13 protein-coding genes are annotated in these 13,928 nt (G+C 66.3%); 5 read left to right on the forward strand and 8 right to left on the reverse strand.

The window, feature by feature from the left end:
- Positions 1 to 97: 97 nt before the first annotated feature.
- The gene (gene moeB, locus ABR323_RS17145; protein ID WP_439450170.1) at positions 98 to 1,234 is read right to left on the reverse strand and encodes a molybdopterin-synthase adenylyltransferase MoeB; all 1,137 of its coding nucleotides are present in this window, start codon (positions 1,232 to 1,234) and stop codon (positions 98 to 100) included.
- A gap of 89 nt (positions 1,235 to 1,323) precedes the next feature.
- Here moeB and ABR323_RS17150 point away from each other — a divergent pair, with 89 nt between their 5' ends.
- The 3 genes from ABR323_RS17150 to ABR323_RS17160 all read left to right on the forward strand — a co-directional run bounded on the left by ABR323_RS17150 (position 1,324) and on the right by ABR323_RS17160 (position 3,726).
- Positions 1,324 to 2,139 (forward strand): helix-turn-helix domain-containing protein, encoded by an 816-nt coding sequence (locus ABR323_RS17150; protein WP_439450171.1) that lies wholly within the window; start codon positions 1,324 to 1,326, stop codon positions 2,137 to 2,139.
- A gap of 74 nt (positions 2,140 to 2,213) precedes the next feature.
- Positions 2,214 to 2,849 carry a LysE family translocator gene (locus ABR323_RS17155; RefSeq protein ID WP_439450172.1) on the forward strand — a complete coding sequence of 212 codons (636 nt, stop codon included), beginning with the start codon at positions 2,214 to 2,216 and terminating at the stop codon, positions 2,847 to 2,849.
- A 94-nt stretch (positions 2,850 to 2,943) separates the two neighbouring features.
- A complete protein-coding gene (locus ABR323_RS17160) occupies positions 2,944 to 3,726 on the forward strand; it encodes a lysine transporter LysE (RefSeq protein ID WP_439450173.1) in 783 nt (260 codons plus the stop codon).
- 137 nt (positions 3,727 to 3,863) lie between these two features.
- Here ABR323_RS17160 and der read toward each other — a convergent pair whose 3' ends face one another.
- From der to ndk, 7 genes are all read right to left on the reverse strand, one after another.
- Positions 3,864 to 5,261 carry a ribosome biogenesis GTPase Der gene (der, locus tag ABR323_RS17165; protein WP_135273275.1) on the reverse strand — a complete coding sequence of 466 codons (1,398 nt, stop codon included), beginning with the start codon at positions 5,259 to 5,261 and terminating at the stop codon, positions 3,864 to 3,866.
- Between the two features lie 16 nt (positions 5,262 to 5,277).
- Positions 5,278 to 6,486, reverse strand: a complete 1,209-nt coding sequence (gene bamB, locus ABR323_RS17170) for an outer membrane protein assembly factor BamB (protein ID WP_135273274.1) — start codon at positions 6,484 to 6,486, stop codon at positions 5,278 to 5,280.
- Entirely contained in the window at positions 6,486 to 7,124 is a 639-nt protein-coding gene (locus ABR323_RS17175; protein WP_012510799.1) for a YfgM family protein, read from the reverse strand. The genes bamB and ABR323_RS17175 overlap by 1 nt, the downstream gene beginning before the upstream one ends.
- A gap of 65 nt (positions 7,125 to 7,189) precedes the next feature.
- Positions 7,190 to 8,059: a helix-turn-helix domain-containing protein gene (locus ABR323_RS17180; protein WP_439450174.1), complete on the reverse strand. Its 870-nt coding sequence runs from the start codon at positions 8,057 to 8,059 to the stop codon at positions 7,190 to 7,192.
- Between the two features lie 18 nt (positions 8,060 to 8,077).
- Positions 8,078 to 8,863, reverse strand: coding sequence for a tetratricopeptide repeat protein (locus ABR323_RS17185; RefSeq protein WP_439450175.1), 786 nt, complete (start codon positions 8,861 to 8,863; stop codon positions 8,078 to 8,080).
- Complete coding sequence (gene rlmN, locus ABR323_RS17190) at positions 8,850 to 10,055, reverse strand: 23S rRNA (adenine(2503)-C(2))-methyltransferase RlmN (protein WP_176020965.1); 1,206 nt, start codon at positions 10,053 to 10,055, stop codon at positions 8,850 to 8,852. The genes ABR323_RS17185 and rlmN overlap by 14 nt, the downstream gene beginning before the upstream one ends.
- 10 nt (positions 10,056 to 10,065) lie before the next feature.
- A complete protein-coding gene (ndk, locus tag ABR323_RS17195) occupies positions 10,066 to 10,491 on the reverse strand; it encodes a nucleoside-diphosphate kinase (RefSeq protein ID WP_008265389.1) in 426 nt (141 codons plus the stop codon).
- 319 nt (positions 10,492 to 10,810) lie between these two features.
- Here ndk and ABR323_RS17200 point away from each other — a divergent pair, with 319 nt between their 5' ends.
- Together ABR323_RS17200 and ABR323_RS17205 are read left to right on the forward strand one after the other, a co-directional pair.
- Positions 10,811 to 11,479, forward strand: coding sequence for a TetR/AcrR family transcriptional regulator (locus ABR323_RS17200; RefSeq protein WP_439450176.1), 669 nt, complete (start codon positions 10,811 to 10,813; stop codon positions 11,477 to 11,479).
- Positions 11,480 to 11,505: 26 nt separating this feature from the next.
- Entirely contained in the window at positions 11,506 to 13,878 is a 2,373-nt protein-coding gene (locus ABR323_RS17205; protein ID WP_439450177.1) for a 3-hydroxyacyl-CoA dehydrogenase/enoyl-CoA hydratase family protein, read from the forward strand.
- Positions 13,879 to 13,928 lie beyond the last annotated feature (50 nt).

Raw genomic sequence — 13,928 nt, forward strand, 5'->3', positions numbered from 1 at the left:
AATGCACTGGTAGATCCACGCCATGCGTGGATGACGCCCCGACCGGGTTCAATCCCCGGTAGATCCACGCCATGCGTGGATGAGGCCCCGGCCGGGTTCACCCACCCCGGCAAAACGCGGCGTAATCGATATACCCCGGGAACGGCACGCCCGGCGCGCACACCGGGCAATGCGGGTCCGGCCGGATGCCGGTCTCGCGGAAGCGCATGCCCAGCGCATCGAAGCGCAACAGCCGCCCCACCAGCGGTTCACCAATACCCAGCAGCAGCTTCAGCACCTCGGTGGCCTGCAGCACCCCGGCCAGGCCGGGCAGCACGCCCAGCACACCGGCCTCGGAACAGTTCGGCGCGAACTCCGGCGGCGGCGGCTCCGGGAACAGGCAGCGGTAGCACGGCGCGACGCCACGCTGGCGGCCGGCGTCAAACACGCTTACCTGGCCATCGAAGCGCTCGATGGCGGCGTACACCAGCGGCGTGGCGTGCTTGATGCAGGCGTCGTTGAGCAGGTAGCGCAGCGGGAAGTTGTCCGAGCCGTCCAGCACCACGTCTACGCCGTCCAGCAGGCGATCGACATTCTCCGAAGTTACCCGCTCGGGCACGGCCTCAACCTCGATCGACGGGTTCAGCGCCAGCAGCCGCTCGCGTGCGGAATCGACCTTGAGCTGGCCGACGCTGGCTTCGGTATGCACGATCTGACGGTGCAGGTTGCTGCGCTCCACCCGGTCATGGTCGGCGAAGCGCAGGTGCCCTACCCCGGCCGCAGCCAGATAGAAGCCGGCCGGTGCGCCCAGACCACCCGCACCCAGCACCAGCACGCGCGACTGCTGCAGCCGGCGCTGGCCGGCCTCGCCCACCTGCGGCAGCAGCAGGTGGCGCGAATAACGGTCGTAGAAATCGCGGTCGGCAGCGCTGGCCAGCGGCTGCACCAGCGGCAGCGATTGCTCGCGCCAGGCCACGGTGCCGCCCGTCACGGAAGCGACGTGGGAGTAACCGGCTTCCAGCAGGAACTGCGCGGCATCGGCCGAGCGCTTGCCGCTCTGGCAGATCAGCAGGATCTCCTGGTCGTGCCGCGGCAGATGCGCGGCCGGGTCGGCCAGCAGCTCGCCCTTGGCCACGCCGCGCGCGCCTTCGGCCATGCCCCCGGCCCGTTCGTGCACCTCGCGCACATCGATCAGCACGGCGCCGTGGGCCAGGCGCTCGCGCGCCTGCGCGGGGGAAAGCTCTTGGATGCTCATGGCCGCATTATCGCGCAGACACCCTCGCCGCGCCTTGCCCCGAACATGGCACCATGCGGGCGTTGTCCCCTGCATCCCGGAACCGCTGCATGCGCCCTGCCACCGAATTCTGGCGTGACCCGCGCATGCCCTTCGTCGAAAGCCGACGGGCGTGCGACAGCCGCGCCTGCCATCGCCCGCACAGCCATGACACCTTCTCGATCGGCGCCGTGGACGCCGGCAGCAGCCTGTTCACCGGTGCTGCGGAAGGACCGCGCCTGCTGCAGCCCGGCAGTCTGGTCGGCGTACCCGCAGGCCGCGTGCACGCCTGCAACCCCCTGCCCGGCCAGGTCTGGAGCTACCAGATGCTGCATCTGGACGCGCGCTGGATGGCCGAGGTTCGTACCGAGTATGACGACCTGCCCGAACCCGACTGGCAGCAGGAACCGATCCGGATTTCCAACCATCGCCCGCGCTACCAGCAGTACTGCCAGGTCAACGAGACGCTGTTCTCCGACGATCCGGTCAGCGTCAAGGAAGCTGCCCTGATCGCGTTCGTCGGCGATCTGGATGAACACGATGGTGTAGCCATCGCTGGCCCGCCTGAAGATGCCGCATTACAGCAGAGGATGCAGCCGGTGATGGACGTTCTGCGCGAGCGGCTCGAACACACCCCGGCCCTGCAGGAGCTGGCATCGCTGGCAGGCATGAGCCGCTACCAGCTGATCCGCGCCTTCCGACGCGCCACGGGCCTGACCCCACACGCCTGGCAGATCGACCAGCGCATCCAGGAGGCACGCCGACGGCTGTGCGAAGGGCAGGCACTGGCCGTGGTCGCGCATGCGCTGGGTTTTGCCGACCAGAGCCATTTCCAGCGGGTCTTCAAGGCCCACGCCGGTGCGACCCCGGGCCAGTACCGGCGCTGAGCCTGCAATAACGTTCAATACCATCGCGCGGCGCATCCCCAGACTGGCGCCCCAGCCAGCCGCCGCCGGACCCGATGGAACAGTTCCTGGTCATCGCCACCGTACATTTTCTCGCCCTGCTCTCACCCGGCCCCGACTTCTTCCTCGTTGCACGCACCGCGATCACCTCTGGCTGGCGCACCGCCAGTGGCGCCTGTGCAGGCATCGCTGTCGGCAATGGCGTCTTCATCGTGGCCGCTTTCACCGGAATGGCCATGCTGCGCGCAGGCAGCGCGGGGTTCATTGCGGTGCAGTTGGCAGGCTGCGGGTTCCTGTTGTACCTCGGCACGCTGTTCCTGCGCCATGCGGGTTCGACGACGCTGCAGGCATCTGAAGCTGCCGCCGGATCGCGAGCGGGTGGTGCCCACGGATGGTGGAAGGCGGCAGGGCTGGGCGCCCTGTCTGCACTGCTCAACCCGAAGAATGCGATGTTCTACGCAACGTTGGCGGCAATGCTCAACGGTCCGCAGGCCAATGCCGCAACAAAATTCTTCTATGGCGCATGGATGTTCGGCATCGTCCTGCTATGGGATCTGCTGGTAGCCGCGCTGGTCGGCCACCCGTGGGTGCTGGGTCGATTCGCACGCGCCCTGCCCTGGCTGGAACGGGCCGCAGGGCTCCTGATGATTGCGCTGGCGCTATGGATCGTCGTGTCGCTGTGGGTGGGCTGATGCCGGTGATTCGCGCCTGCCGCAATGGCGTTCAATACGGTGCGTCCGCCGCAGCCCACACTCGGCACTTTCTGTAGGTCGGTGGCAGGTTTACGTGCAGCAGTTTTTCATCATCACGGCGCTGTACGCCTTCGCCATGCTCCTGCCCGCTTCGAATCACGCGAAGATCCTGCGCACCGCGATGGGCGCGGGCGGGCACGCCGCCATGGCCGCGTCGTTCGGTATCGCCATCGGTACGGGCGTCATCTGTGCCACGGCGTTCGTTGCAGCGAGCATGCTGGGAAACCGCGGCCTGTGGGCGCTGGCGATGCAGTGCGCGGGCTGCCTCCTGCTGCTGCGCCTGGCGGGTATGTGCCTGCGCGACGCCGGCTTGACCACCTTCTCTCCACTTTCCCTGCAGATGCCCTGGGGCCTGAGCGCCCGCTCCCGTTGGCCGCACGCCGAAGCAGGGTGCCTGCTGGCGCTCGCCAGCAGCAGCAACTGGATGCTGCAGTTCGCGATTGCAGCCCTGGTCAGCGGCCTCGTTGCCGACATGGGTACCAAGGCCGCTTACGGGGCCTGCCTGAGCGGCGTTGCGCTGTCGCTCGGCCTGCTGATGGCGTGGCTCGGCAGCCATCCGCGCTGGGCACAGGGGTGTTGCCGATTGCTTCCGTGGCTGGAGCATGCCGCGGGCCTGGTGATCGGCGCAGTGTCGGTGGCGTACCTGGCGGGTGCACTGGGTACGACCCTGGTCTGGGCAAGCATCACAGGTCAGGCGCGACTGCCGGAGTCGATCCCGGCCGCAAGCCAGGTGCAACCGGCTTCAACATCGCGGCGCAGCCGAGGCATGCCATGTGCGTTGCCGCATTGCCGCGCTCGTCGCAGCAGTCCGCCTTGATCAATATCTATAGATGCGGGGTAGTGCCGGCCGCTGGCCGGCAACCTCGTGTCGTCTGATGCGTTCATGACCATGCCGGCCAGCGGCCGGCACTACCACAAACGAAAAAGGCGGCCTTGCAGCCGCCTTTTCGTGGATCACTTGCCCTTGACGTGCTTCATCAAGCGCCGCTTGGCCTTGACCTGCCGCTCGGTGAGGACGTTCTTCTTGCCCTCGTACGGGTTGGTACCCTCGCGGAAGATGAAGCTCACCGGCGTGCCGATCAGCTTGAAGCGCTTGCGGAAGAAGTTCTCCAGGTAGCGCTTGTACGACTCCTGCAGCTCCTTCAGGCGCGTGCCGTGCACGATGAAGGTGGGCGGATTCGCGCCGGCCGGGTGCACGTAACGCAGCTTGGAGACGTGGCCGCGGATGGTCGGCGGCGGGTTGGTCTCGTAAGCCACTTCCAGCGCCTTGTTCACTTCGCTGGTGGTGAAGGTCTTGTTCGCCGATTCGTGCGCGCGATGCACCGCACGGAACAGCTCGCGCAGGCCCGAGCCATGCTTGGCCGAAATGCGCACCGACTCAGCCCACGGCACGAAGCCCAGGCGGAGCGACAGCATGGTTTCGGCCTGCTCGCGCTGGTATTCGGTCAGGCCATCCCACTTGTTGATGGCGATGACCAGCGCGCGGCCGGCATCGAGCACGGCGCCGAGCACGGTGGCGTCCTGGTCGGTCACGCCTTCGGTGGCATCCAGCATCAGCACGGCGACCTGGCACTGCTCGATCGACTGCATGGTCTTGACCACCGAGAACTTCTCGACAACCTCGTCCACGCGCGAACGGCGGCGCAGGCCGGCGGTATCGATCAGGCGGTACTCGCGGCCATCACGCTCCAGGTCCACGGCGATCGAGTCGCGGGTGGTGCCCGGCACGTCGGAGGCGATCATGCGCTCCTCGCCGAGGATGCGGTTGACCAGGGTCGACTTGCCCACGTTCGGGCGGCCGACGAAGGCGATGCGGATACGGTTCGGATCGTTGTCCAGTTCTTCGCCGCTGCCTTCTTCGGGCAGGCGCTGGACCACTTCTTCGAGCAGGTCATCCAGGCCCTGGCGATGCGCGGCCGACACGGTCAGCATCTCGCCGAAGCCGTAACGGGCGAACTCCGAACGCACGGTGTCCTCGTCGGTGCCGTCGATCTTGTTGATCAGCAGCAGCGTCGGGCGCGACAGCTTGCGCAGCCAGGCCAGGATCTCATCGTCCATGGCCGAGGTGCCGTCACGGGCATCGACCACGAACAGGATCAGGTCAGCTTCCGCCGCAGCGGCACGGGCCTGGCGGGTGGTTGCACCTGCCAGACCCTCTTCCTCTTCCGCGATACCGCCGGTGTCGACGACGAGGAAATGATTGTCCTCGTCGAGACGGCAGACGCCGTAGTTGCGGTCGCGGGTGACGCCGGGCTGGTCATGGACCAGCGCGTCACGGGTGCGCGTAAGCGCATTGAAAATAGTCGACTTGCCGACATTCGGCCGTCCAACCAGGGCGACCAAAGGCAGCATCGCGATTACTCCATTTTTAATTTGCCAACCGGAAGGCGGTCAGCTTGCCATCAACGTTCTGCACCAGCAGCACCCCGTCTACGACGATTGGCTGGGCAAGCAGGGCGTCACCGCCGCTCTTCGCCCGTGCTGCCATCGCCCCATCGGCGGTCTTCAACCAGTGCACGTATCCCTTGTAGTCACCGACCACCACGTAGTCGCCGTGCAGCGCCGGGCCGGTCAGCAGACGACGCGCCAGCTCGGTCTGCGACCACATTGCCGCGCCGGTCGCCTTGTCCAGGCCGAACACGCCGCCCTTGTTGTCGGTAACGAAAACATTGCCCGACGAAACCGCCACGCCACCGGCGCCGCCATGGTCGCGCGCCCAGAGGGGGCGACCGGTCGGGCCTTCAATGGCCATGGTCTGGTTCTTGAAGCTGCTCACATAGAGGGTGTTGCCCTCCAGTACCGGGGCGCCATCGACGTCGGCCATGCGCTCCAGCTCGGTACGGCCTTCGCCGTTGCCCAGATTCTGTTCCCACAGGGTGCGGCCATCCTGCATGGCGAGCGCGGCAACCGCGCCCTCGTCCTTGCCGATGAAAAGCACGCCCGGACCGGTCACCACCGGCGCGTTGCCACGCACGGTCAGCGCCGGCAGCTCGCTCGGGTTGAACCACTTCTGGGTGCCGTTGCCGACATCGAACGCGGTCACACGACCATCATTGCTGCGCACGAAGACCATGCCCTGGGCAATGGCCGGTGCGGCGATGACTTCACCCGGAACACGGGCGCGCCACTTCTCGCTGCCATCATTGATGTCCAGGGCGATGACCTGGCCATCGAGCGTGCCGATCACGACCAGGTTCTCACCGACACCCGGGCCGCCGGACAGGCGCAGCTTGGCCTTCTTCTTTTCTTTCTTCGGTTCCCAGGTCCAGACCTTCTTGCCGGTCTGCAGGTCGATGGCGTGAACGCCACCGGTGATCGCCGCGGCGAACACGTGACCGTTGGCCACGGCCGGGCCCTGGCGCACGCCGATACGGCGCTCGCCCTTGCCGAGGTTGACCGACCAGGCCTTGTTGACCTTCACGGAGGGCTCGAACTTGACCAGTTCAGCCGGCTCCTGGGCCTTCTTCGCTGCCGCGTCCTTGCCGGCGAACCAGCCCTTGACGGTGCTGCAGCCAGTCAGCGCCATGCCCATCAGGAGCACGGTGGCGACGCGGGTGATCATGACCTTCTGACTCATCAAACCGACTCCGCAGGGGCGGCGACCGTGCCGCCAGCATCCATAACCTTGGTTTCCAGCAGGCGCCGCTGCGGCGCTGCCACGTCCAGCGACTTCAGCGCCTTCTCGTACTGTGCACGGGCGTCATCGCGCTTGCCCTGCGCCATCAGCGCGTCGCCATGGATTTCCAGGCTGCTGCTGTCAGTGGCGCTGCCGAGCAGCTTGATGGCCTCGTCGCTCTTGCCGGTGGCCACCAGCAGGCGTGCCACGCGCTGGTCGACCACGCGCTGCAGGTCGCCTTCAACCTTCACGGCGCGCAGGGTGGCCAGCGCTTCCTCGTTCTTGCCGGCGTCGACCTGGGCCTTGGCCAGCTGCAGCGCCGCGAGGTCGCCGTAGATGCTGGACGGGCCGGCTTCGAGCGCCTTGACCGCCTTGGAGGCGTCGTCAAGCTTGTTCTGCTGCAGGCCGACCAGGGCCTTCTGGTACTCGACATTGGCCGAGGCCAGCTTGCCGCCCTGATCCTTCTGGTACCACTGCCAACCGGCAATGGCACCGATGGCGATGACTACGCCACCGAGGATGCTGGCGCCATTCTTCCGCAGCCAGCTGCGGACGCGTTCACTTTGTTCGTGCTCGTCGAGCAGATCGTCGATCGCCATGCGTACTCTCGCCCCGCCCGTCGGGAGGGACCATTGGGATTAATCGAAGGTGGTGAAACCGCGCCTCAGTGCGAAACCGGGACTACGGAGCCTTCAGAGGATACCTGAAAGCGCGCCACGTTGGCTCGCTGGTAAGGGGTCAGATCGACGATAGCGCCATTCTGCTGAACCTGGACCGCCGAGGCATTGCCCAAGGTGACCCGGGCAACCTGGCCCGGCGTGAAGCTGCGGCTCTCGCCGGACTTGATCAGTGCCTTTTCGACACTGGTACCGTCGGGGCCGCCGATATCGACCCAGCTGTCGCCATTGAACTGCATCTCCAGCGTATTGGCTGCAGCTGCGGCCGGGGCCGAACGCGGCACCGGCGCCAGCGAGGCCACGTACGGGGTCGCCGCCGGCTTGCTGGCCGGAGCTGCGGCCACTTCGACCGGGGTGGAAGGCTCGATGCCTGCCGCGGACGGGGTCACCGGCACGGCAGCCGGCAGCGCGTCCAGCGACGCGGTGTTCGGCGACGGGGTGGCACTGCCATCGAAGTGGCCACGGGTGGCGAACCACACCGGCACGGCCAGTACCGCGGTAATGCCGACATAGAGCACGCGCCGGCCAAGGTTCTCGGCAATACGGCGCGCACGCGGGGTATGGGTATGGCTGACCAGGGTGGGCGGGACCACCGGCCCGACCTGGGCCTGCTCCAGCAGCTGGCCCACGTCCACATCGAGCAGGCGCGCATAGCTGCGCAGCTGGCCGCGCACGAACACCGGCGCGCCGAGCTTCTGCCATTGCTCTTCTTCCAGCGACCTGACCACCTGGACCGGCATGCGCAGGCGCGAGCCGACATCCTCGAGGGTCAGTCCGGCCGCCTCACGGGCCTGGCGCAGGCGGGTGCCGCAGCCGGCCGCAGTCTCGAGAGCGCTCACAGTCTGGTCATCAATCACAATGCATCAACCCTGGAGTTAGGAGCCCGCTTCCTGCGGAAATTCCTGTCGAATCCGCTGAAGATAGCGATCAGATGCCGCTCGATCACCCAGCCGCGCTTCGATTTGAGACGCAAGTTGTAACACGGAACGCGTTGCGGGTGCAGCTGCAATCCTACGTTCGGCGAAGGCCCGGGCCTCCATGAAGCGCCCCTGGCGGAAGCTCAGCTGGGCCATCGCTTCCAGTGCGACCGGGTTGGCGGGCAGCGCCGTCAGCGCCGCGCGCAGGTCGCGTTCGGCACGCTCAAGCTGGCCCGCATCCAAGGCACAGCTTCCGGCATTGGCCTGCGCTTCGGCGGCCCCGGCATTGCCCGGTGCCTGCCGCGCACGGTCGAACCAGATCAGCGATTCGGCCGCACTGCCCTGCTGGCACAGCCAGGCACCGTAATTGTTGAGCACGTCGCCACGCTGCGGCGCCAGTTCGGCGGCCTTGCGGAAATTCTCGCCCGCCTGCTGGCTACGGCCGCGGCGCTCGTCGATGCCCGCCAGCAGCACGAGGCCGTCGGGGGCAGTGGGCACCAATTTCTGTGCCTCGCGCGCCTTGCGCTCGGCGGCGTCCAGATTGCCGGACTGGATGTCGCGACCAGCCAGGGTCAGCAACTCCTGCCAGCGCACCTGCTGGCGCACGCCATCCGGATCGCGAACCGAATAGACCGGTGCCTCGCTGGGGCCCAGCTTGGCCTTCGGATGGGATTTGCAGCCGCTGACCGTGACGGCCAGCACGCCTGCGAACAGGGCCAGCCAGAGGCGATCAGGCCGCCGCATCGCTCCCCTTCCCCGCCTGCAGCGTCTTGTTGAACTCCGCCTGGCGGCGGGTGCGGTCCATCACCTGGCCCTTGAGCTGGCCACAGGCGGCGTCGATGTCGTCGCCACGCGTACGGCGAACCATGGTCAGCACGTTGCTGTCGAGCAGGATCTTCTGGAAGGCGCGGATATGCGCTTCTTCCGAACGCTCGTAGCGGGTACCCGGGAAAGGGTTGAAGGGAATCAGGTTGACCTTGCCCGAATCCTTGGCCTGCACCGCGTTGTCGAACTGGCGCATCAGGCGGGCCAACTCGCGGGCATGCTCGGGCTTGTCGTTGATGCCCTTCATCAGGGTGTATTCGAAGGTGACCGATTCGCGGCGCTTGTTGGCGCGCAGGTAGCGTGCGCAGGAAGCCATCAGCTCGGCGATCGGGTACTTCTTGTTGAGCGGCACCAGCGTCTCGCGCAGCGCATCGTTCGGCGCGTGCAGCGACACCGCCAGCGACACGTCGCTCTCGGTCGACAAGCGGTCGATCTGCGGCACCAGGCCGGAGGTCGACAGGGTCACGCGCTTGTTGGCCAGACCGTAGCCCAGGTCGTCGCGCATCACGCTCATGGCGCGCACGACGTTGTCGAAATTCATCAGCGGCTCGCCCATGCCCATCATCACCACGTTGGTGAGGCGGCGCATCTGGTGCGGCACGTTGCCCAGGTGGCGTGCGGCAACCCACACCTGGCCGATGATCTCGGCGGTGGTCAGATTGCGGTTGAAGCCCTGGGTAGCGGTGGAGCAGAACGTGCAGTTCAGGCCACAACCGACCTGCGAGGACACGCACAGCGTGCCGCGGGTCTTGTCGGGGATGTACACGGTCTCGATGGCGTTCTTGCCATCCACGCCCATCGCCAGCAGCCACTTGTGGGTGCCATCGGCGGAGGGCTTGTCGAACACGATGTTCGGGACGAGGACCTCGGCATGCTCCTGCAGCTTGGCGCGCAGGACCTTGCCGAGGTCGGTCATCTCATCGAACTCGGTGACGTAGCGATGGTGGATCCACTTCATCACCTGGTGGGCACGGAACTTCTTCTCGCCAAGAACCTCGACGAAAAACGTCTCCAGGCCCGCGCGATCGAGGTCGAGCAGGTTCTGCTTGCCAGCCGTGGGTGCCGACTTCGGCAGCGGCTGGATGGCGATTTTCTGTACGACCTCGTTCACGGCATTACTCTCAGCGCGAAACGACTTCGGTGGCGGCGAAGAAGTAGGCGATTTCAATCGCTGCATTCTCGACCGAGTCCGAGCCGTGGGCGGCGTTGGCATCGATGGATTCGGCGAAGTCGGCGCGGATGGTGCCTGCGGCGGCTTCCTTCGGGTTGGTGGCGCCCAGCAGGTCGCGGTGGGCCAGGACGGCGTTCTCGCCTTCCAGGGCCTGGATCATCACCGGGCCGGAGATCATGAACTCGACCAGCGCGTTGAAGAACGGACGCTCGCGGTGCACGGCGTAGAAGCCTTCGGCTTCACGGCGCGACAGCTGCTTGTACTTGGCGGCCACGACCTTCAGGCCGGCCTTTTCGAAGCGGGCGTAGATTTCGCCGATGACGTTCTTGGCAACGGCGTCCGGCTTGATGATCGAAAGGGTGCGCTCCAGCGCCATGGGATGTCTCCAATGGAATCGGGCCGCTGATGGCCCGAAGGGTAACAAAAAAAAAGCCGCGTCGAAACGCGGGCTTAGCCTGATAAACGTGCGCGGATTGTAAAAGATCCCGCTCGGTAGTGCCAGCCCATGGCTGGCAGGCCTCATGCCGGGCATTTCGGACCTGGGGCTCCCATTCAGGGTCGCGAGCTGCCAGCCATGGGCTGGCACTACTGAATCCCCTGTAACCGCCCAGGCAGTTTTGCTGCACTGCAAAATGCCATACGCTACCGTCTGGTTCTAGTATCAAACAATCGTTTGATTAAGGTCCGCCCACCCGATGGCCAAGCCCGCCCACTTCTCGACCAAGGACCGGATCCTCGGCGCCGCCGAGGAGCTGTTCGCCCAGCACGGCTTCGCCGGCACCTCGCTGCGCCAGGTCACCAGCCAGGCCGACGTCAACATCGCCGCGGTCAACTACCACTTCGGCTCCAAGGAAAACCTGGTCAACGAGGTGTTCCGCCGCCGCATGGACGAGATGACCGGCGCCCGCCTGACCCAGCTCGAACGCGCCCGCAGCGAGCACCCCGGCCAGTTGCGCCCGGTGCTTGCCGCCTTTGTCGAACCGGCACTGGCCATGGCCCAGGACCGCCAGAGCGGCGGCGCCTTCGTGCGCGTGATCGCCCGCGCCTATGCCGAGAAGAACGACAACCTGCGCAAGTTCCTGTCCGACCACTACGGCCATGTGCTGCGCGCGTTCGGCAAGGCCATTGCCGAATGCGTACCGGACCTGAGCAAGGAAGAGCTGTACTGGCGCCTGGATTTCCTGGCCGGCTCGCTTACCTATGCCATGGCCGACTTCGGGCTGATCAAGCGTCCCGCCGGTGTCACCGAAGCGGCGCATCGTGCCCATGCCGCCCATGAACTGATCCATTTCGCCGAGGCCGGGTTCCGCGCCACCGCTCGCAGCGGCAACGCCCTGCCCGCCTCCATTGATTCCACCCAGTAACTGCTGACCAACAAAGGCCCTACACCATGTCCAATTCCCTGCTAGTCCGCCGCGCCGCCGTGCTGGGTGCCGGCGTCATGGGTGCCCAGATCGCCGCCCACCTCACCAACGCTGGCGTCGACACCGTGCTGTTCGACCTGCCTGCGAAGGAAGGTCCGGCCGACGGCATCGTGCTGAAGGCGATCGCCAACCTGGGCAAGCTGAGCCCGGCGCCGCTGGCCAGCAAGTCGCTGGCCGAAGCCATCACCCCGGGCAACTACGAGAGCAGCCTGGAGCAGCTGAAGGACTGCGACCTGATCATCGAGGCCATCGCCGAGCGCATGGACTGGAAGCAGGACCTGTACAAGAAGATCGCCCCGTTCGTGGCCGACCACGCCGTGCTGGCCTCCAACACCTCGGGCCTGGGCATCAACAAGCTGGCCGACGTGCTGCCCGAGCAGCTGCGCCACCGCTTCTGCGGCGTGCACTTCTTCAACCCGCCGCGCTACATGCACCTGGCCGAGCTGATCCCGGCCACCACCACCGATGCCTCGGTGCTGGAAGGCCTTGAAGCCTTCCTGGTCACCACCCTGGGCAAGGGCGTGGTGTACGCCAAGGACACCCCGAACTTCATCGGCAACCGCATCGGCGTGTTCTCGATCCTGTCCACCATCCACCACACCCAGCAGTTCGGCCTGGGCTTTGATGAAGTGGACGGCCTGACCGGCCCGCTGGTCGGCCGCCCGAAATCGGCTACCTACCGCACCTCCGACGTGGTCGGCCTGGACACCATGGCCCACGTCATCAAGACCATGGGCGACACCCTGCCGAACGACCCGTGGCATGAATTCTTCAAGTCGCCGAAGTGGCTGGACGCACTGATTTCCAAGGGCGCGCTGGGCCAGAAGACCGGCGCCGGCATCTTCCGCAAGGTCGGCAAGGACATCGTCGTCCTCGATCTTGAGAAGCAGGACTACCGTCCGGCCGACCGTGCTGCCGCACCGGAAGTGGTCGAGATCCTGAAGATCAAGAACCCGGCCGAGAAGTTCGCCAAGCTGCGTGAGAGCCAGCACCCGCAGGCGCAGTTCCTGTGGGCGACCTTCCGCGATCTGTTCCACTACAGCGCCTACCACCTGGCCGACATTGCAGAAACCGCGCGCGACGTGGATCTGGCCATCCGCTGGGGCTACGGCTGGTCGCTGGGTCCGTTCGAAACCTGGCAGGCCGCCGGCTGGAAGCAGGTCGCACAGTGGATCGCCGATGACATCGTGGCCGGCAAGAGCATGAGCAACGCCCCGCTGCCGGACTGGGTGTTCGATGGCCGCGATGGCGTGCACGCTGCCGAAGGCAGCTACAGCCCGTCGCGCAACGCCAAGCTGCCGCGCTCGTCGCTGCCGGTGTACCAGCGCCAGCGCTTCCCGGATCCGCTGCTGGGCGAAACGTTCGCCCCGGGCGAGACCGTGTTCGAGAACGACGGCGTGCGCATGTGGCACGACGGCGACGGCATCGCAGTGGTCAGCTTCAAGACCAAGATGAACACCGTTTCCGACCACGTGCTTGATGGCCTGCAGGAATGCGTCTCGCGCGCCGAGAAGGACTTCCAGGGCCTGGTGATCTGGCAGCAGAAGGAGCCCTTCTCCGCCGGTGCCGATCTGGCCGGCGCGCTGGGCCTGCTGCAGGCCGGCAAGGTCGACCAGTTCGAAGAAATGGTGCACAACTTCCAGCGCACCAGCCAGCGCATCAAGTACTCGCTGGTGCCGGTGGTGGCTGCGGTGCGCGGCTTGGCCCTGGGTGGCGGCTGCGAGTTCCAGATGCACAGCGCCAAGACCGTGGCCTTCCTGGAAAGCTACATCGGCCTGGTCGAAGCCGGCGTCGGCCTGCTGCCGGCCGGTGGTGGCCTGAAGGAACTGGCCGTGCGCGCTTCGCAGGCCGCAGGCCCGGGCGGTGACGTGTTCGCCGAACTGAAGAAGACCTTCGAGACCGTGGCGATGGCCAAGGTGTCCAACTCGGCGGTCAACGCCCAGGAACTGGGCCTGCTGCGCAGCACCGACAAGGTGGCGTTCAACAGCTACGAGGCGCTGTACATCGCCAAGGCCGAGGCCCGTGCGCTGGCCGAAGCGGGCTACCGTCCGCCGCTGCCGGCACGCCGCATCCAGGTGGCAGGCGACGTTGGCATCGCCACCTTCAAGATGATGCTGGTCAACATGCTGGAAGGCCGTTTCATCAGCCCGTACGACTATGAGATCGCCGAGCGCATCGCCACCGTGCTGTGCGGCGGCAAGGTCGACCGCGGCACCCTGGTGGACGAAGAGTGGCTGCTGACCCTGGAGCGCAAGCACTTCGTCGAACTGGCCCAGCAGGAAAAGACCCAGGCCCGCATCGCGCACATGCTGAAGACCGGCAAGCCGCTGCGTAACTGATTGATGGCGGGTGCCGGCCACGGGTCGGCATCCCTCTGCCTCTGGTAGGT

Source organism: Stenotrophomonas sp. ATs4 (assembly GCF_051861585.1).
GTDB classification, from domain to species: domain Bacteria; phylum Pseudomonadota; class Gammaproteobacteria; order Xanthomonadales; family Xanthomonadaceae; genus Stenotrophomonas; species Stenotrophomonas maltophilia_AS.